The 18,521-nt window shown below is 60.9% G+C and carries 13 protein-coding genes; 6 read left to right on the plus strand and 7 right to left on the minus strand.

Features of this window, described 5'->3' with window-relative positions; translation table 11 throughout:
* Positions 1 to 13 precede the first annotated feature (13 nt).
* A complete protein-coding gene (locus L6D74_RS22310) occupies positions 14 to 4,933 on the plus strand; it encodes an NEL-type E3 ubiquitin ligase domain-containing protein (protein WP_236190396.1) in 4,920 nt (1,639 codons plus the stop codon).
* A gap of 64 nt (positions 4,934 to 4,997) precedes the next feature.
* Here L6D74_RS22310 and L6D74_RS22315 read toward each other — a convergent pair whose 3' ends face one another.
* The 5 genes from L6D74_RS22315 to L6D74_RS22335 form a co-directional block, all read right to left on the minus strand.
* On the minus strand, positions 4,998 to 5,498 hold the full coding sequence (locus L6D74_RS22315) for a CS1 type fimbrial major subunit (protein ID WP_172829505.1): 501 nt from the start codon (positions 5,496 to 5,498) through the stop codon (positions 4,998 to 5,000).
* 33 nt (positions 5,499 to 5,531) lie between these two features.
* The gene (locus tag L6D74_RS22320; RefSeq protein ID WP_236190397.1) at positions 5,532 to 6,275 is read right to left on the minus strand and encodes a molecular chaperone; all 744 of its coding nucleotides are present in this window, start codon (positions 6,273 to 6,275) and stop codon (positions 5,532 to 5,534) included.
* 43 nt (positions 6,276 to 6,318) lie between these two features.
* On the minus strand, positions 6,319 to 7,533 hold the full coding sequence (locus L6D74_RS22325; RefSeq protein ID WP_236190398.1) for a hypothetical protein: 1,215 nt from the start codon (positions 7,531 to 7,533) through the stop codon (positions 6,319 to 6,321).
* A 4-nt stretch (positions 7,534 to 7,537) separates the two neighbouring features.
* The gene (locus tag L6D74_RS22330; RefSeq protein WP_236190399.1) at positions 7,538 to 10,060 is read right to left on the minus strand and encodes a CS1-pili formation C-terminal domain-containing protein; all 2,523 of its coding nucleotides are present in this window, start codon (positions 10,058 to 10,060) and stop codon (positions 7,538 to 7,540) included.
* Positions 10,061 to 10,141: 81 nt separating this feature from the next.
* Positions 10,142 to 10,636: a CS1 type fimbrial major subunit gene (locus L6D74_RS22335; protein ID WP_064599207.1), complete on the minus strand. Its 495-nt coding sequence runs from the start codon at positions 10,634 to 10,636 to the stop codon at positions 10,142 to 10,144.
* Between the two features lie 478 nt (positions 10,637 to 11,114).
* On the opposite strand from L6D74_RS22335, the gene L6D74_RS22340 reads away from it, so the two are divergent.
* Both L6D74_RS22340 and L6D74_RS22345 read left to right on the plus strand, forming a co-directional pair.
* Positions 11,115 to 11,690 carry a PadR family transcriptional regulator gene (locus L6D74_RS22340; protein WP_039765773.1) on the plus strand — a complete coding sequence of 192 codons (576 nt, stop codon included), beginning with the start codon at positions 11,115 to 11,117 and terminating at the stop codon, positions 11,688 to 11,690.
* A complete protein-coding gene (locus tag L6D74_RS22345; protein WP_064599209.1) occupies positions 11,687 to 12,472 on the plus strand; it encodes a siderophore-interacting protein in 786 nt (261 codons plus the stop codon). Before L6D74_RS22340 ends, L6D74_RS22345 begins: the two co-directional genes overlap by 4 nt.
* Positions 12,473 to 12,590: 118 nt before the next feature.
* Here the strand turns inward: L6D74_RS22345 and L6D74_RS22350 are convergent, their stop codons facing one another.
* Positions 12,591 to 13,229: a Pr6Pr family membrane protein gene (locus tag L6D74_RS22350; protein ID WP_236190400.1), complete on the minus strand. Its 639-nt coding sequence runs from the start codon at positions 13,227 to 13,229 to the stop codon at positions 12,591 to 12,593.
* A 1-nt stretch (position 13,230) separates the two neighbouring features.
* Positions 13,231 to 13,461 (minus strand): VF530 family protein, encoded by a 231-nt coding sequence (locus tag L6D74_RS22355; RefSeq protein ID WP_007956650.1) that lies wholly within the window; start codon positions 13,459 to 13,461, stop codon positions 13,231 to 13,233.
* Positions 13,462 to 13,762: 301 nt separating this feature from the next.
* Here L6D74_RS22355 and L6D74_RS22360 point away from each other — a divergent pair, with 301 nt between their 5' ends.
* The 3 genes from L6D74_RS22360 (at position 13,763) to L6D74_RS22370 (ending at position 18,416) form a co-directional block, all read left to right on the plus strand.
* The gene (locus L6D74_RS22360) at positions 13,763 to 15,124 is read left to right on the plus strand and encodes a carbohydrate porin (RefSeq protein WP_064599213.1); all 1,362 of its coding nucleotides are present in this window, start codon (positions 13,763 to 13,765) and stop codon (positions 15,122 to 15,124) included.
* 135 nt (positions 15,125 to 15,259) lie between these two features.
* Positions 15,260 to 17,671 carry a glucose/quinate/shikimate family membrane-bound PQQ-dependent dehydrogenase gene (locus L6D74_RS22365; RefSeq protein ID WP_039765764.1) on the plus strand — a complete coding sequence of 804 codons (2,412 nt, stop codon included), beginning with the start codon at positions 15,260 to 15,262 and terminating at the stop codon, positions 17,669 to 17,671.
* Positions 17,672 to 18,047: 376 nt separating this feature from the next.
* Positions 18,048 to 18,416: a DUF6124 family protein gene (locus tag L6D74_RS22370; RefSeq protein WP_236190401.1), complete on the plus strand. Its 369-nt coding sequence runs from the start codon at positions 18,048 to 18,050 to the stop codon at positions 18,414 to 18,416.
* Positions 18,417 to 18,521 lie beyond the last annotated feature (105 nt).

The raw sequence follows: 18,521 nt of genomic DNA on the forward strand, positions 1-18,521 counted from the left end.
TCGTCATATGTGGATGACCGATTTGCCGGCCAACCATGCCGAACGCCTGGACAGCGCCAACAAGAAGGCCTGGAGCACGCAGAACAAGGTTGACCGGATACTGTCGCGTTTGCAGGACATTCGTGCATTCGCCGAGCCGTTGTTGCGGGCAAAGTTGTTTGAGCAATACAAAATCAATGTCGACGTCGAAAACACCTGTTTGCGACTGTATGTCCCCAAGGAAAGCAGTTGGTGGGTGATTCAAGTTTCAAAAGGATATACCGCAAGAACCGTGTCGCTCCTCGATGCGGCCCTTCATAACTTCGCCTATGACGAAACATTCGCAAAAGACTCGGCTTTCGTCGTCAAGACCGATCCTGCGCGCGACCTGTTCGATGTATCACCGATCAATAGCCGGATCAGTGTCAGCCAGTTTCAGGCGCTGTGCCGCGAACTGGACATCGGCGCGCAGTACAAGGCCCACCTCGAAACGTTCCTGCTCGAGCGGGACCCGGTCTCTGTTGCCTATCTGAAACTCCAGGTCCAGCGCAGCCAGCAATCGGCGCTCAAGGCTGCCGCGCACATCGCGCTGGCGAAAAACGACATCAGCCGTCAGGGGCACGCACTGGTCCGCGAACTGCTCGAAGGTCGGCAGCAATTGAAGCTCGATCAGCAATCCATGCAGCTCTGCGATCTGGGCATGATGGACCTCACGCTCACCGGGATCCTGATCATCAGGCCCGATCCCGATACACCGCAGCGCTCACAGAAAATGATCGCCTATGTACCTCACGACCCCGAGCATCCGCTCAAGGAATACCCGTCCATCCCGGATTTCATGAACGAACTGAGCCGGCAACTGCGCGACAACAACGTCCTGCCATCGACCGGCATGAGCTACCGCCAGTTCTTCAGTCAGTTTGTCGATCACGAACAACGTGGACATTTTTTCGCCGACCTCGAGCAACGTCTCACGTACGTCAAGTGGTATCCGAGGGAGCCGGGTGATCCGCGTCCGTCCTGGCGTGAAACTCCGGTGAGCAATCCCCAGTTGCAGTTCAGCGCCCCGCCGATCAACCAGCCGCTGTGGACTCACCTTTACCAGCAACGACTGAACAAGATTCTCAATGACGCCCGGGGCATCGCGATGCCCACTGCCGACGCGGACAGCCAGGCGCGCTGGGCCTGGTGGGAAAACTTCAAGAAAATCGCTTCGGATATCTTCAATGCAGCGCTGCTGGTGATGACACCTTTCGTACCGTTTCTGGGCGAACTCATGCTCGCCTATACCGCGTACCAGCTTACGAACGAAGCAGTCGAAGGCATGGTGGACCTGGCCGAGGGGCATTTCGCCGAAGTGGGCGAACATGTGCTGGGGGTGGTGACCGACGTCCTGCAACTGGCGGCATTCGGCGCCGGCGTGACGATCGGCAACACCTTTCGCCTGAAGCTGTCACCGCTGATCGAAGGGATGAGGCCCGTGCGCTCGTTCGACGGCAAGACCCGCCTCTGGCACCCGGATCTCACACCCTATGAGCAACCGACACTGGCACCGAACCCGACATCGAAACCCGACACCCTCGGTCTGCACCAGGTCGCCGGCAAAACCGTCCTGCCCCTGGAGGGCAAGCATTACCAAGTGCTGTACGACATCTCCAGCGACCAATATCGAATCCTGCACCCGACGCGCTCACAAGCCTACGCTCCCCAATTGCGCCACAACGGCCTGGGTGCCTGGGTCCACGAAGGCGAACGGCCCCAGGACTGGGAAGGATCGACCCTGATGCGACGGATCGGGCACTCCGTCGATGACTACACGCCCGCCGAGCTGGAAACACTGCGCCGCATCAGCGGCACGCCGGATGACTCGTTACGCCGGATGCATGTCGACAACGCCGCTCCGCCACCGCTGCTGGCCGACACCGTCGCCCGTTTCGATACCTGGGATCGAACCCGCGGTGCGAGCCAGCTCGTGCGTCACGGGCAACCCTTGCCCGCCGACTCCTACTGGTTTGAAACCATCGCGGCGAACCTGCCGGGATGGCCGGCGGATAAAGGGCTGAGAGTCTTCGAGCAAGCCGACCTGACCGGCAGCCACCGCCAGTACGGCAACGCCGCAGCGCCCTCCGACAAAATGCTGGACATCAGTCTTGCCGACCTGATGGCTGGCCGGCTGCCGGAGCGTCTGCCCGGTTTTCTGAGTGAAACCGAGATGACCGCCGTGCTGGGCAGACATTACCCCCAGGACTTGCAGGTCCAGGCGCTGCGCAATCGGATGGCGCAAGCCGTCGAGGCGCGAACCCCCGAGATTTTCGATTACGAGTACCGACTCAGGAACCGCTCCGGCAATCCGCAGGTGAATCTGCTGCAGCGCCGACTCCCGCAACTGCCATCGGCGGTCGCTCAGCCCCTGCTGGAGCAGGCGACGCCCGCGGAACGACAGCTCATGTCCGAACAGCAGCGCATTCCCCTGCGCCTGAAGAACCTGGCCCGTGAAAGTGCCTTCGAAGCGCGGGCGGCCCGTGCCGTCGAAGGCCTCTACGAACCGGCATTACTGGTGCCCGATACCGAGCGACTGGCCCTCAATGCCCTGCGACTGCATGTCGACGCCTTCGCCGACTTGCGCATCGAAGTACGCGACGGCACCACTGAAGGACCGCTGCGTTGCCGTGCCGGGGCCGAAGACGCGACCAGCGTGCGAATCCTGGTCAGGGACGAGCATGGCCGCTATGAAGTGCACGATGGCGAGAACAGGCTGCTCCACGGTGCCGACAGTCTCTATGAAGCCGTCCTGTCAGCCCTGCCGGTGACAAAACGCAACGCACTGGGCTATCGCCCGGGGCAAGGGGAACTGTTCAGGCAATGGGTGATGGCCAAGGCGCATACACCCGCCGAGCGCCGGACACTGCTTGCCCGGCCGCCCCTGCGGGCGTTCGTGCCACGGCAGACCGAACTGCTGGTGCAGGGCAAGGGGCTGTCCAAGGTACGCTGGCCGTTCACGGAGAAAACCGTCGAAACCAAGGTGCAGGAACTCTATCCGCACTTTGACCGGGGCGAGGTGGCTGCCTTCACCCGTTCGTTGCAGGCCAAGGGCGATCCCCACCAGGAAATCGAACGCCTGAAGCTTGAGCGGACAAACCTGAGGAACACCCTGGAGAACTGGCGCCAACGCCATCTGAGCGGATTCGAGCCGGACGACGCCGGCCGCCTGCCCGACGCCTACTGGGAGTTCGAGCGCAAGGGCGGTCGGCTGATCATGGAGCGTCTGGTGGATTGCTTCGACAGGATTGGCGAGGTGTTCGGCGAACGCGGCACCCGTCTGGAGGACGGTTACACCCTGGACCTGTCCTCACAGCTACTGCCGCACAATCTCGAACGCTGGTGGCCACCCTTGCCGGAACTCAAACCGTATCTGGAACAAATCACGACGCTGAGCCTCGATGCCCAGCAGTTCTCGTCCGGGCCAGGGGGGCTGCTCAAGAACTTTCCCAATCTGCAGCAACTCAGTGCCAGGAACTGTGGCTTGCGAAGCCTGCCCGAGAACATCGGCAATATGACGCAGCTCAGAACCCTGCGACTCAGTGACAACATGATCGAGCTGACGCCGTCCGCCATCGAGCAGATGCAGAGACTCGAACGCCTGGAAATCCTGCGACTGGACAACAATCCACTGGGCGACCCGCCGCCCGTGCAGCGCATGCCCTGGCTCAAGGTCCTGAACCTGTCCAATACCGATCTCAAGGCCTGGCCGCCAGGGGTGTTCAGCCTTGCCCGACCGAAGGGCTTTTTCCTCGATCTGCGCAGAAACCGGCTGCGTTCCATACCCGACGTCGCCCCAGGCTCGGACAAGGCCCTTCTCATTGCCCGTACCCGAGTCGACCGGGAAAAACTGCCGCCCGACCTTCGCATGACTTACGAACAGTACCGGGAGTCCGTGGGGTTGATGCCAGCCGTCAGGTATCGGTTGCCTGCCGCAGATCTGCTGGAGAAATGGACGCCCGACGAAGATGCATCGCTGTACAGCGAATCACCCGGCATCGGTATCCACCGCGCAGAGGATTGGCATGAACTGATTAACGAGCCGGATTCCGAAGGTTTTTTCAAGGTCATCCAGGACCTGACCCGTTCCGCCGACTACCGCCAGGGGGGACGCGCTCGCGCACAACTGACCGACCGCGTATGGCGCATGGTGGACGCCATGACACTCGACCCGATGCTGCGCGAAGAACTGTTGCTCATGTCCACCGAACCGGAGGGCTGTGAGGACGCCGGCGCCCAGCTGTTCAACAACATGGGGGTGAAAGTGCTGGCCACGGAAGCCTTGAGCTTCTCCACTACCCTCGCCGAAACCGAATCGCGACTGGTGACGCTGGCCAAAGGGTCGGCGCGCCTTGAGCAAGTGGGTGAAATTGCCCGTGCCGATATCAAGGCACGTGGACCGGACAGCAACCCCGATCAGGTCGAGGTGCATCTGGCGTATGAAACCGGGCTGGCCAGGCGTCTGGATCTGCCCTGGCAATCCGAGGCCATGAGGTTCCGCCCGGTGGCAGGCGTCACTGACGAGGCGATCGACAAAGCCTACGGGAAGATCATTGCAGCCGAAGCCGGCGACGGGCTGGTCAATCAAATGATCGAGCAACCGTTCTGGGACCGTTATCTGCGCCAGACTTACCCGAGCGATTTCGCCCGCAACACCGCGCTGTTTCATGACCGACTGGAACTGTTGTCACTGCGCCGGGAATGGCAGCGGGCACCCAGCCAAAGCGAGCAGCAGACCCTGTTGAAAAGCCTGGTGAAACTGGCGGACAAACTGTCCATCCCGCTGGACCAGGTCCTGACGGAGGAGCCATTGACCGATGCCGTCTACGAGAGCCTGCAACGCGACATCGGTTACGAGGAAAAGGGACTGAGCAGACGCCTGACCCGCGAAGCCATGGCCCGGGCCGGGATCTGATCTTCGACCGGTGTACGTGAGGCAAGCGCGCAACACCCTTCGCAACGCCATGCCAGGCCCGGGATCACGCTCCCGGTGCCCTGGCATTGAACAGCAGCATCACGGTGCCGCTGTAATCCCCCGGCCGGAATCCTCCGGTCGGTTTCAACGGTTCTATCTCCAGCAGCACTCGCTTGCCCACCGCCGCCTCCTCCTGTGACAGCACGAGTCGGGAAGGCACTTCAGGCCCGAGCACTACGCCATTGAAAGTGACCTTCAGCCAGATGTCCTCGCTCGACCTGCCGTTCGACAGATGCGCAGGGCTGTCCAGACGTGCCTCTATAGCGCTGGAGTCATGCCGCACATCGAAGTGCTTGCTCAGCGTGCTCAGCGTCTCGCTGCCGGGATTCCAGACCAGGCGCTGGACCCGGTGGATCCAGTCCGGTTCGGCGGGCACGATATAGAACGGCCGACTTGGAATCGTCAGGGACACCTCGAAAACGTGTTCCTCGCGGGCCCCCCATGTCAGGTGACTGGTCAGTGCGGTGATTGCCATCAATGCAAGGACGGCACATTGCTTGTTCATGTTCTTTACCTGGCGCGTCAATGGAAACCGCCGTCAGCGGCTCGTCACCCTCAAGTCTTTTTTGCTGTCGCCTTCGATCAACTTGAAGCGGTACTCGCGGCCCTTCTCCTTGTCGAAGGCAAACGTCTTGCCGGCCAGGATATGGTGCTTGGTGGTCGCGCCGCAGTCGGTTTCGTTACTCAGGGAACAGCTCTTGAACTCATCGACGATGACCACGGTGTTGCCGCTGTTGCGCAGTTCATAGCGATCGCCCGTTTCATTGACGACGGTCTCGAACCGGGCGTCCCTGGGCCGTACGAAAAAGATCGTGCCGAAACCGGTCATCAGGTTGACCCCGGCCGACAACCCCTCCTTGTACGCGTCACGCTCCTGCTCGCTCACCACGAATTCATCCTCCTTTTCAGGCACCACCGGCACGAAACGCACCCGGAAATAGCGCTCGCGATCCCGCTCGCCCATGTACAGCAGGCGTGTGCCCTGCATGCCTTTGATCGGCACGATCAACCGCGCCGGGCTGGCCATGAGGCCATTGCGCGACGCGCCGTCGGTGGCCGTCTCGATCGGGACTTCCTGCGGCTTGCCCTGATCGTCATAGACGATTTCCAGCACGTTGACCTTGACGAAGGCCGTGCTGTCGCCGCTGTTGAATACACGTTTGAGGTAGGTGCTCTTGTCGCCATCCAGATAGTCGTACACCGTGCCGACATTGATCTGCGGCCCGGCCAGTGCGGGTCCGCCAAGCAGGCCGAGCAGTGAAAGCAGAAACAGGCGTGTCATCGTCTTCAACCTTTTGAAAGATGTAAGGGGTTGATCCGGAGGGTCAGACTTCCGAGTCCCAGATAATGGTGATGCGCCCCGTGAGTGTGTCGTTGACGCCGGGTTGCAATAGAAACTCGATGTCCCGCTGAGAAATCGAAAAATGCAGGTTGCCGGGCTTGCGATCCACATAGTGGGTGGGCTGGAAAGGGCCTATCCACAAGTTGTGGAGCAGCGAGCCCGTCCAGCCGTCGGCACCACCCGGGCCGACGATTCCCCCCGGCACACTGAGCTTGACGGTCGCCTTGGTGGATCGGCCTGTCGGACTGCGCAAATTGCATTCCTCCCCCCCCAGCGAGTCACACGTCATCTGGACCTTGAAGCGTGACGACGCCGAGAGGAAATAAGGCTGATCGCGGAAAATCCTGGTCGGCTTGCGGCCGCTGTCGAGCCAGCTCTGCCAGCCCCCGGCCGGTTCAAGGGTGACCTTGTTGCCTCCCGGTGGCAGATCGACCTTCAGGGTGTGTTGTACATCCAGTACGAAATCCAGAGTCAGGTTGCTGTCGTCCGGGTACATCTGCATGCCGAGATCGAAATCACCACCGGGACCGAGGGTGTAGGACAACGAGCCGGTATAGAGCCCCGACGACATGCCCAGCGGATTGGGCGTGCGCAGTTCGTAAGCGAAATCCATCGTTCTGAAAGCCATTCCCGGAATCAGGAAAGCCGTTACCTTGGTACAGCTTGCTTCCACCGGCGTTTTCCAGAAAAACCGATACGTCGAAGGCGTGTAGGAACCCACGCCGCTGTACTGACAGGGCGCCGGCGCGTAAACCCAACTGCTGGTGGTCCAGAGTTTTTGATGACCTTCGAGGATGTCCGATACTCCGACCAGATTGGCGGCCGTATCGCTCAGCACAAAATCGGAGCCGATGCCGATGACCCGCACTTCGACGGTTTCGGTTTCCTGGGTGTCCCGGTTGGTGACTGTCAATTGCCTCCAGTTGGCTGGCACCTTCAGTGAAAGCGGAAAACCGGCTGTCATGAAGCGACTGGAAGTGAAACGAATCGGCAACTCGATACTGAACATCTGGTTGTCGACGCATTGATCCGGCCATACCGCGCAATAACCGCTGTTGGGCGTCTGGTTGATGAATACATTTTTGTTCGGATGCGCAGGATCAGGCTGGAACAAGGCACGGATTTCCTGATTCGCCGCCCCTGCCGGCGAGGCGCTCAGCGCCGCCAGCAACCCCAGCCAACACGTCGTTTTTTTCATGGTTTCAACCCGCCTTCTGCTCGGTAGAAGTGACATCGGCCAGGGTGTCCGGGGTGCACCGCAGATCACCGATCATCAACACGTTGTTTTCACTGCGATGGCTGTTCGCATCGAGGCGGAACTGACACAGCAACTGGTTGCCCTGACGCACTTCCAGGGTTGGCGCTCCGGCGTTCATTTCCATCGAGAAGAAGCCATCGACTTCCGTCACCCCCCGGCTGGCGTGATTGATCACGTGATGGCCCTTGAGCGGCCGGCCCTGGGCATCGACCAACCGACCCAGCACAGTCAGGGTTCTCATCACCCGTACCTTGCGGTACTCCACCCCGCCCTTGTTCATGTGGTAACGGGTTCGTGCCGGCTCAATGGTCGCGGCCGGGGCGTGATTACCCTGGAAGTCAAAGCTCACCGAACTGTTCTGGTACGCGGTGATCGGGATGAAATTGCGCCCCGGTTTCAACGCCGCACTGCCGCCGCTGTAATCGTCGGCGCGCAGGGCGATGCCATCGATATCCGACTCGACGTCGACGATCATGCCCGCGCCGCGGGTTTCGCTCTGACTGGTCAGGATCATCTGGTCGGCGCCCATGACCAGCGTGCTGTCGAGGTTCAGGCCACCGGTAAAGTTGCCGTTGTAGGAGGAGCGCTGCACGAATCCGTCGCCATAAACGACATCCGTGTGGAAACTCGCCAGGCTCGACAGGCCCACGCCATAGGTGTCGCTCAGCGCGGTGACCGACACGTTCTGCAGCACGTGATCCTTGAAGTCCTTGCGCCAGCCCAGGGACGCATTGTTGTCACGCCCGCCTTCACGGGCGGTGCGCGAGCCGATGCTGCCGGTGATCTGCTGGCCGGGCGGCCCCAGAGCCAGATTGATACTCAGATCGACCCCGCGATTACGCTCGTCACCGCTGCTGAAAGTGCCCGGTCGGTCAAACAGCGACAGACGCCAGTTGGCGTCGCTGCCGAACAGCGTCGTACGCTGGGTCCAGCCAAGATCCACGCCGACGCCTTCGGTGTTGCCATCGCTGTGGGAAACCCGGGCATTGAGCGAATTGCGGCTGTCGAGTCGATGGTTGAGTGCCAGCGATGAGTTGCTGGTCTGCCCGACAAACACATTGCGCTGGCGAATCCGCGTGCCATCCGGCAGGGTTTCGTAGAGATCGGTGGTGTCGAGCCAGCTGCGGTTATGGCTGACCACCAGACTGCCGGCGCCGTAGTTGTACAGCCCTTGCAGGTCGAGGCCGGTGCCATGGTCCTGGGTTTCATAGATGTTGGCGAACAGGCTGACGCTGTTGGCCAGCGTCCAATCGATGGACGTGCCGTACTGCAAGGTGTCGCGTATCTGGCGTGCCGACAGGCCGAGAATCATGCGCGGATGCAGCAGATAGTTGATCGAAGCCCCGGCCGTGGGATCGCCGGTGACCTGGTTGTCCCAGTTGCTCAGCAGTTTGCTTTCCTCACCGGCAAACAGGTTGTAGCGCCAGCGGTCATCGAGATTGCGCCAGTTGTTCGGCTTGTAGACCAGCTCCTGGGTGGTCGAGGTGATCTGGCCGTCCTCGATCAACCGCACCTCCACGTCATAGATGCCGCCCGGCAAGGGACGCGTGTCGAGGGTCTGCAGGCCCGCAGGCACCGACTGGGTATTGATCAACAAACCGTCACGCAGGATCTCTACCGACGCCTGACGGTTGGCCGTGACGTAAATCGGGTACACGCTGGGCTGAGGCGAATTGATTGCCAGACTGTCGGAGCTGCCATACATCACCCCGACCGTGGTGTCGGGGCTGGCACCGAAGGAACGAGGCTGGCGCATCAGGCCTTCGGAGGCCGGCGTGAAATACCCCAGACGCAGGAAACTGCCCTGCAGTTCGCGCTGGGTGTGCAGCTCATGGACGGCGTGATAAAGCTTGTCGTCCGGGCCGCCGAGGCGGGCCAGCTGCATGTTGAATGTCTGGGTCCAGTTGCCCAGGCTGCCGCTGGCCGCCAGGCCGAAGCGCCCGCCCAGATCCTGATCCTGGCCACCATTGAGGTTGAGCTGGTTACGCACGATCAGGCCGCTGCTGCCATCCTCGGGTTGCTCATGGAAACGCTTGACCTCGGTGTCACGTTCGGCATTGGCCGTCACGATCGACACCAGCGAGCTTTCCAGGTTGTAGTGCAGCGCAAGCATCTGCTCGGGGCATCGTCCGCTACAGGCACCCAGCGCGACGCCGGGCTTGAGATAGTCGGCCCAGACGTCCCGCTCGAAGGCGCTGAAACGGCTGTCGCTGGTGTCGGTGAATTCCAGCAGCGTCAGGCGATCGTCACGGGACAGCACCACCATGGCCTCGCCCAGAGGCTGTTGGTCGAGTTCGACCCGTACCGCCAGCGGAACATCAAAAAAGTGCTCTTCAAAATCCGCCGGCAAACCTTTGGCCTGCGCCAATAAACTTCGCGGTGTCGTACCAGAGGCGGCAGGAGCCGCCATGGCTGCGGCACAAAACAGCAACGCAAGTGCAGCCGCGATGGGCGTCATCGGGAACATGAACAGTTACTCTGATTGCAAACAGACAAGAAGTCCGACTGACAGAAACTTCCGTCAGCCGGATTTTGTTACTTCCAGACGTTAGAGCGAGCCGAGTACCGGATCCACGGCATCGAACATCATGGTGACCGCGCCGGTGTAATCACCCGGGGTGAAAGTGGAGCCTTTGGCGGTGATGCTGATCGGTGCGCGATAGTTCACATTGGATTCGGTTTCACCGACCACCAGTTGCGGTGTCTGGGTGAGCACGACGTTGTTGAACTTGACCTCCAGATCGATGATGCTCGAGCCGCCCACCAGCTTCGGCACGCCTTCCAGGTAACCATGCACCGAGCCGTTGTTGTTACGAGTGTCGAAGAAGCCGTTGACCGGTTTCATGCTGCCGGTGATCGGGCTGAAGCTCATGTCCTGGTCCTTGTTGACCAGATCCGGATCGACCGGAACCACATAGAAACCATTGGTTGGAACGTGAGCGATCAGGCTGATGGAGTGACGGGCTTCGCCGGCAGCAAACGCCATGGAAGAACCCAGTGCCAGAACAGCCAGTGGAGCAGCGAGTGCGATTTTCTTGAACATCGTTCATTACCCTGTCTTTATAAGATTGAGCATTGAAAGTTCAAACAACGCCGGCCGATATCGACGGTGTGGCTTTGAAGTTTCAACGCCGGGGCATGATCGACTGTTCGCCATTGAATGTAAGCAGGCAACTTCCCACGAACGCGTAGTTAATCACCCCTGCAACTGGAAAGAAAAAAGAACAAAATCTTCAAATATAAAACAATGACTGTAAGTTATAGACTACCGACACTTTTCTCTAAAAAACCATACAGCAACTTCAGCAAGAAGAATGGGGGGCCGAGTGCAAATTAGAACATAAGCTCAACGATTAATAGAGTGATGACTTTAACTTTTTAGTTATGGTCGTATCGATGAGGTTTCCAGACTCACTGCCACGCACCGTTCGTCGCTGGCGTCGTCTTCGGGTCAGAAAATCCTTGCTCGCACGAAAAGATATATCTTAAGTTGTATCTAAATACGACGAGAGAAGACTGAAATGAGAGACCATCATTCCCCCCACCGTGAGCATGGCGACAGCCGTGACGGCTTCGAAAAACGCCACGGCCGCGAGCGCGGCGGTCGCGGCCCACGGGTGTTTGCCCCCGGCGATCTGAAACTGCTGTTGCTGGCGCTGATCGCCGAACAGCCCTGCCATGGCTACGACCTGATCCGCCAGATCGAAACCATGTTCGACGGCGCCTACAGCCCCAGCCCCGGCGTGATCTACCCGACCCTGACCTTTCTTGAAGAAAGCGAAATGATCAGCGGCGATGCCGAGGGCGGGAAAAAACGCTACGCCGTGACCGATGCCGGTCGCCAGTCCCTGAGCGAACAGGCGGTGGCCCTGGACGGCGTGCGCATGCGCATCGACGTCAGCAAGCGCTCGCTGCGCGGCCATGATCGCCCGCCGGAAATCCACGAAGCGGTGCATAACCTGCGCCATGCCCTGCAGATGCACCACGGACGCTGGAGCCCGGAAGAAATCCTGCGGGTGCGCGACCTGCTCAATGACACCGCCAAAGCCATCGTCGACGGCCCCGCCGTTCAATCTGCCCCGGAGAAAGCCGAATGACTGAAGTACAGACCCAAGGCATCCATCGTGTGATGCACGAAATCAAACGTCGTCGCCTGGAAGTCTTGCGCGTCGTCGACCTGACTCCGCGCATGCGCCGCATCACCCTCGGCGGGCCGGAACTGGCCGGCTTCATCAGCCTCGGTACCGACGATCACGTCAAGCTGCTGTTCCCGCAGAACGCCGAACAGGCCGCCGCGCTGGAAACCCTGGTGCTCGGCGCCGGCAAGAGCGACGTGCCGATGCCGGAAATGCGCGACTACACCCCGCGCCGCTACGACCTCGACAAGCTAGAGCTGGACATCGATTTTGTCCTGCATGGCGACGGCCCTGCCTCGACCTGGGCGGAGCAGGCCAAGCCCGGGCAATTCCTGCACATCGGCGGCCCGCGTGGCTCGATGATCGTGCCGGACATCTTCGACAGCTACCTGCTGATCGGCGACGAAACCGCCCTGCCCGCCATCGCCCGCCGCCTCGAAGGGCTGGCGGCCAATCGCAAGGCGCTGGTGGTCATCGAAGTGGAAAACGGCAAGGAGCAGCAAACGCTGGAAAGCGCGGCGCAGGTCAACGTGATCTGGGTTTTGCGCGAGGGCGGCAAAGACAATCTGCTGACCACCGTCAAACAATTGCAGGTGCCCAAGGGCAATCTGTATGCGTGGGTGGCGACCGAGACCAAGGTTTCGCGGCAGATCCGCCGGGTGCTGCTTGATGAGCACGGACTCGACGAGAAGTTCGTCAAAGCGGTCGGTTACTGGCGCGCAGAAGGCTCCGAAGAAGAGTGATATCCCCACTGTGGGAGCGAGCCTGCTCCGGGCGGCGTTCCGACGAAAGCAATTCGTCAGTCACATTGATGTTGGCTGACACTCCGCATTCGCGAGCAGGCTCGCTCCCACATTGGTCTTAACTTCGTGCGGATTGCCAGCGGTCGATGCCAATCACCAGCAACGCAATCAGCACAAACCCCAGCAGAATCCCCCCGGCATTGATGAACACCTGTGGATAACCCAACAGCGCCACGTCGATGAACGGATACGCGTAAGCCCCCAGCAAATGCCCGCGCAACAGCGCATAGGCGAAGTACACAAGCGGATAAATCAGCCACAGCGGCAGGTGCTTCAGACGCAAGCTGCCCTTCGGCACGCACAACCACCAATAAGCCAGGAACAGCAGCGGCATCACGTCGTGGAGCAATTCGTCAGCGATAAACTGCCAGCCCTGCGGGTGCCACAGATGTCGCAGCAGAATGCTGTAGGCCAGGCCCACCACCGCAATGCTGACGGCAATCCCGCTGCTGACCCACGGTTGCAGAAACCAGCGTCGTGCTGCGGATTCGCGATCCGTCACCGCACAGGTCAGCACCACCGCCACCAGGGTGTTGGTGATCACGGTGAAGTAGCTGAAGAAACTGACCAGCCCGCCCAGCAGACTGGCGCCGACGCTCAGGCGCGCGAAGAAAATCAGGTACAGCTGAATCCCCAGCCCGGCCCAGCCCAGCACTGCGGCCGAAGTGATCAGGCGTCGCCGCCATACGGCGTTCATCTCAGAGCGGACGCTTGGTGCGCATCAGTTTCACGTACAGCCGCTCGACTTTCTCCCGCGCCCAAGGTGTCTTGCGCAAAAAGGTCAGGCTCGACTTGATGGTCGGATCGCTCTTGAAGCAACGGATGTCGATGCGCTCGGCCAGGCCCGACCATTCGTAGTGGGTCACCAGTGCATTGAGGATCTGTTCGAGGGTCACGCCGTGCAGCGGATCGGGATTGTGGTCGTTCATGCCGGGCCTTTGGGCGAAGTGAAAATACAGAAGCCGCGCACCTTAGCCGAGGGCATGGGCGGGTGGAAGGCCTTGGGTTAAATGTAGGCCAACCGGAGAAGATCGCAGGTCTGCGCCAATGCCCGCAATGCGCTGTATTGCCGCACTGTTACCGAATCCGAAAGGGTTCATGTCTGCAAAAGCCCTTTGTGTTTTTGTAACAGGACATTATCCTGCCGCCCTTCTGCTGAACCGCTTCACTGCCTGCGTCAAATCGTAGCGGCCAGCTTATCCCCCAAAAAGATCAAGAAAGACCCTATTCATGCCCGATTTTCCGTTCTCCCGAGACAGCGCTATCTCCACCCTGCGCCTGATCGGCGGCTGCACCGCCCTTGGCCTCGCCACCTGCACCCAGGCCGCCCCGGCCTTCGACAGTGAATCACCGTGGATGCTCGGTGACTGGAACGGCACCCGCAGCGAACTCTCGGCGAAAGGCATCGACTTCAAGCTCGACTACACCGGCGAAATGGGCAGCAACCTGCACGGCGGCTACGACCACGACCGCACCGCGCGCTACAGCGACCAATGGGGCCTCGGCACCCACCTGGACCTGCAAAAGCTGCTGGGCTGGAACGACGCTGAATTTCAGCTGACCGTGACCAAACGCAGCGGCAACAACATCAGCAACGACCGCATCAACGACCCGCGCGTCGGAGGCTTCACCTCGGCCCAGGAAGTCTGGGGCCGTGGCCAGACCACCCGCCTGACGCAGATGTGGTACCAGCAGAAATTCTTCGACCAGAAGCTCGACATCAAGGTCGGCCGCTTCGGCGAAGGCGAAGACTTCAACAGCTTCCCGTGCGACTTCCAGAACCTGGCGTTCTGCGGCTCGCAGGTCGGCAACTGGGTCGGCGGCATCTGGTACAACTGGCCGGTCAGCCAATGGGCGCTGCGCGTCAAATATCACCTGACGCCAGAGCTGTACGCGCAAGTCGGCGCCTACGAGCAGAACCCGTCGAACCTTGATCGCGGCAACGGCTTCAAGCTCAGTGGCAGCGGCACCCAGGGCGCAATCCTGCCGATCGAACTGGTGTGGAAGCCGAAGCTCAACGGCCTGCCGGGCGAATACCGCGCCGGTTACTACTACAGCAACGCCAAGGCCACCGACGCCTATAAAGACAGCAACGGCCAGCCCGCTGCCCTGAGCGGCGAAGCCTATCGCAGCGCTTCGAGCAAACACGGCGTGTGGCTCGGCGTGCAGCAACAGATCACCAGCGTGGCCAGCGACAACTCCCGTGGTCTGAGCGTGTTCGCCAACGGCACGATGCACGACAAGAAGACCAACGCCATCGACAACTACGTCCAGGCCGGCGTGGTCTACAAAGGCCTGTTCGACGCCCGTGCAAAAGATGACATCGGTTTCGCCCTGGCCCGCGTTCACGTCAACCCGGCCTACCGCAAGAACGCCGAGGCGACCAACCAGGCCCGCGCTGTCTACGACTACGACGATCCGTCCTTCCTGCCACCACAGGACACCGAATACAGCGCTGAACTCTATTACGGCGTGCACGTCACCAACTGGCTGACCGTGCGCCCGAACCTGCAATACATCCGCCATCCGGGCGGTGTGGACAAGGTCGATGACGCGCTGATCGGCGGGATCAAGATCCAGTCGTCGTTCTAATCCAGCGCACGCGGCTCAGTCCTGCGAAAGAAATTCGATAGCAAGACAAGTTTTTATCTGAACCATGCCTGCGCCCAATCGTCATCTAAAGTGACTACAGCGCGGGACTACATAAACGTCACGGAGAATCACACTATGAGCACTGAAGGTGCTTCGAGTCGAAGCCGTCTTCTGCCGAACCTGCTCGGCATTCTGCTTCTGCTGATGGGCCTGGCCATGCTGGCCGGGGGAATCAAGCTGAGTACGCTCGGCGGCTCGCTGTATTACCTGCTGGCCGGTATCGGCATCACGCTGACCGGCATTCTGATGCTGATGCGCCGTCGCGCAGCATTGGGCCTGTACGCCATCGTGCTGTTCGCCAGCACCGTCTGGGCGCTGTGGGAAGTCGGTCTGGACTGGTGGCAACTGGTGCCGCGCCTGGCACTGTGGTTTGTCCTCGGGTTCGTGATGCTGCTGCCGTGGTTCCGTCGCCCGCTGCTGCTCGCAGGCCCGGCGCCGATGGGCACCGGCGGTTTGACCGTGGCCGTGATTCTGGCCGGCGTCACCGCCCTGGCCAGCCTGTTCACCCACCCGGGAGAAATCTTCGGCGAACTGGGTCGCGACACCGCCGACACCACCAGCACCGCGCCAGCCATGCCTGATGGCGACTGGCAGGCCTATGGCCGCACCGAGTTCGGTGACCGCTACTCGCCACTCAAGCAGATCACCCCGGCCAACGTCGGCAAACTGCAGGAAGCCTGGCGCATCCAGACCGGCGACCTGCCGACCGCCGATGACCCGGTCGAGCTGACCAACGAAAACACCCCGCTCAAAGCCAACGGCATGCTCTACGCCTGCACCGCCCACAGCAAAGTGCTGGCGCTGGACCCGGACACCGGCAAGGAACTGTGGCGCTTCGACCCGCAGATCAAGAGCCCGGTCGGCTTCAAGGGCTTCGCCCACATGACCTGCCGTGGCGTGTCGTACTACGACGAAGCCGCTTACGCCAAGTCTGAAAACGCAGCCTCCGCTGTCATCTCCGAGGCCGGCAAAGCCGTCGCCCAGGCCTGCCCGCGTCGCCTGTACCTGCCGACTGCCGATGCACGCCTGATCGCACTGAATGCCGACACCGGCAAGATCTGCGAAGGCTTCGGCACCAACGGTGTGGTTGACCTGACCCAGGGTATCGGCCCGTTCACCGCTGGTGGCTACTACTCCACCTCGCCTGCCGCGATCACCCGTGATCTGGTGATCATGGGCGGCCACGTGACCGACAACGAATCGACCAACGAGCCATCGGGCGTGATCCGCGCGTTCGACGTGCGTGACGGTCACCTCGTCTGGAACTGGGACAGCGACAAGCCAGACGCCACCGAGCCTTTGGCGCCAGGTGAAACCTACAGCCGCAACTCGGCCAACATGTGGTCGCTGGCCAGCGTCGACGAAAAACTCGGCATGGTTTACCTGCCACTGGGCAACCAGACCCCGGACCAATGGGGCGCCGACCGCACCCCGGGCGCCGAGAAATTTAGCGCCGGCGTCGTGGCACTGGACCTGGCCACCGGTAAAGTGCGCTGGAACTACCAGTTCACCCACCATGACCTGTGGGACATGGACGTCGGCAGCCAGCCAACCCTGCTGGACATGAAAACCGCCGACGGCATCAAACCTGCGCTGATCGCTCCGACCAAACAGGGCAGCCTGTACGTCCTCGACCGTCGCGACGGCACGCCGATCATCCCGATCAAGGAAATCCCGGTGCCCCAAGGCGCCGTGAAAGGCGACCACACCGCCCCGACCCAGGCCCGTTCGGACCTGAACCTGCTGGCCCCGGAACTGACCGAAAAAGCCATGTGGGGCGCCAGCCCGTTCGACCAGATGCTGTGCCGCATCCAGTTCAAGGAACTGCGCTACGAAGGCCAATACACGCCTCCGTCGGAACAGGGCAGCCTGATCTACCCGGGTAACGTCGGTGTGTTCAACTGGGGCGGCGTCTCGGTCGACCCGGTTCGCCAGATGCTGTTCACCAGCCCGAACTACATGGCCTTCGTCTCGAAAATGGTGCCTCGCGAAAAAGTCGCAGCCGGCAGCAAACGCGAGAGCGAAACCGCTGGCGTGCAACCGAACACCGGCGCGCCATACGCGGTGATCATGCACCCGTTCATGTCGCCACTGGGCGTACCGTGCCAGGCTCCGGCCTGGGGCTACGTCGCCGGTATCGACCTGACCACCGGCAAAGTCGTCTGGAAACGCAAAAACGGCACCAGCCGCGACAGCTCGCCAATCCCGATCGGCTTCACCCTGGGCGTGCCAAGCATGGGCGGCTCGATCGTCACCGCCGGCGGCGTCGGCTTCCTCAGCGGCACCCTCGACCAGTACCTGCGCGCCTACGACGTGAACACCGGTAAAGAACTGTGGAAATCGCGTCTGCCTGCCGGCGGCCAAGCGACCCCGATGACCTACACCGGCAAGGACGGCAAGCAATACGTCCTGCTCGTGGTGGGTGGTCACGGCTCGCTGGGCACCAAGATGGGTGACTATGTGATTGCGTACAAACTGCCGGAGTAAGTTGTAACGGCAGTAAGAAAGAAGGCGACGCCCTGTGAGGGGTGTCGCCTTTTTTTGTGGGCTGCGTTTTTTACACAGGGTGTGTATGTCCTACAGACAGGGTGTTTGCAGGGGATGTTTCTGACATGTCGCGTCGGTTGTCGCTCGGAAATGGGGTGGATAGGCTTTGGGGGTCGCTGCAAATTCAGCGAACGGGCTTGGTCGTCCGGGTTTAGAATGGCGCACTTTTCAGCATGCTTAATGGCGAACTGTGCGTGGGAGGGCTAACGGCCCTGCCGGGTATCCATTCCCTGGTCGACCAACCTGCGTACGGTTCGCCACCCTATTGCTTGGTCGCAGTGAGCGGCGAACTCCACATCCCGAATGGAGTTCCATCATGAAAAAGCCAACACCGAATCCACCCGAAACAGACGAAACCTCGCCCTACGAATCCGCCGATTCAAAGAAACTCCACGACGCCGCCGAACGCGCGCTCGACCACCATTTCAATCCCATCCCCAAAAAATGCCCCGGCCGCCGACCGAGCCAGATGTTCCAGATATCCCCGGACATGGACGACGAAACCCTGCTGGCCCATGCCTGTGAGTCCCTGGCCACCGCCAGTGTCATGGCCAGTGATGTAGCGGCTTTTGTCGATACGCCGCAGCGGCATCGGATCCTGGGGATTCAGCAAGTGATCATGCTGGCGGAACTGGCGGTGAATCGGGTGCTGGATAACGTCGAGATCAGTCGATATCCGGCATAAATGCTGATGAGGTCTCTGCGGGAGTCAGGCTTGTGGTGAGTCAGTCATGACGCTGCCCTCACCCTAGCCCTCTCCCGGAGGGAGAGGGGACTGACCGCGTTGTTT

It is taken from the genome of Pseudomonas pharyngis (genome assembly GCF_021602345.1).
GTDB classification, from domain to species: domain Bacteria; phylum Pseudomonadota; class Gammaproteobacteria; order Pseudomonadales; family Pseudomonadaceae; genus Aquipseudomonas; species Aquipseudomonas pharyngis.

Excerpts from the sequence above, each read along its gene's own strand:
- L6D74_RS22310 (WP_236190396.1), top strand. The coding sequence starts at position 14 with ATGACCGATTTGCCGGCCAACCATGCCGAACGCCTGGACAGCGCCAAC.
- L6D74_RS22315 (WP_172829505.1), bottom strand. The coding sequence starts at position 5,498 with ATGAACAAGCAATGTGCCGTCCTTGCATTGATGGCAATCACCGCACTG.
- L6D74_RS22320 (WP_236190397.1), bottom strand. The coding sequence starts at position 6,275 with ATGACACGCCTGTTTCTGCTTTCACTGCTCGGCCTGCTTGGCGGACCC.
- L6D74_RS22325 (WP_236190398.1), bottom strand. The coding sequence starts at position 7,533 with ATGAAAAAAACGACGTGTTGGCTGGGGTTGCTGGCGGCGCTGAGCGCC.
- L6D74_RS22330 (WP_236190399.1), bottom strand. The coding sequence starts at position 10,060 with ATGTTCCCGATGACGCCCATCGCGGCTGCACTTGCGTTGCTGTTTTGT.
- L6D74_RS22335 (WP_064599207.1), bottom strand. The coding sequence starts at position 10,636 with ATGTTCAAGAAAATCGCACTCGCTGCTCCACTGGCTGTTCTGGCACTG.
- L6D74_RS22340 (WP_039765773.1), top strand. The coding sequence starts at position 11,115 with ATGAGAGACCATCATTCCCCCCACCGTGAGCATGGCGACAGCCGTGAC.
- L6D74_RS22345 (WP_064599209.1), top strand. The coding sequence starts at position 11,687 with ATGACTGAAGTACAGACCCAAGGCATCCATCGTGTGATGCACGAAATC.
- L6D74_RS22350 (WP_236190400.1), bottom strand. The coding sequence starts at position 13,229 with ATGAACGCCGTATGGCGGCGACGCCTGATCACTTCGGCCGCAGTGCTG.
- L6D74_RS22355 (WP_007956650.1), bottom strand. The coding sequence starts at position 13,461 with ATGAACGACCACAATCCCGATCCGCTGCACGGCGTGACCCTCGAACAG.
- L6D74_RS22360 (WP_064599213.1), top strand. The coding sequence starts at position 13,763 with ATGCCCGATTTTCCGTTCTCCCGAGACAGCGCTATCTCCACCCTGCGC.
- L6D74_RS22365 (WP_039765764.1), top strand. The coding sequence starts at position 15,260 with ATGAGCACTGAAGGTGCTTCGAGTCGAAGCCGTCTTCTGCCGAACCTG.
- L6D74_RS22370 (WP_236190401.1), top strand. The coding sequence starts at position 18,048 with ATGAAAAAGCCAACACCGAATCCACCCGAAACAGACGAAACCTCGCCC.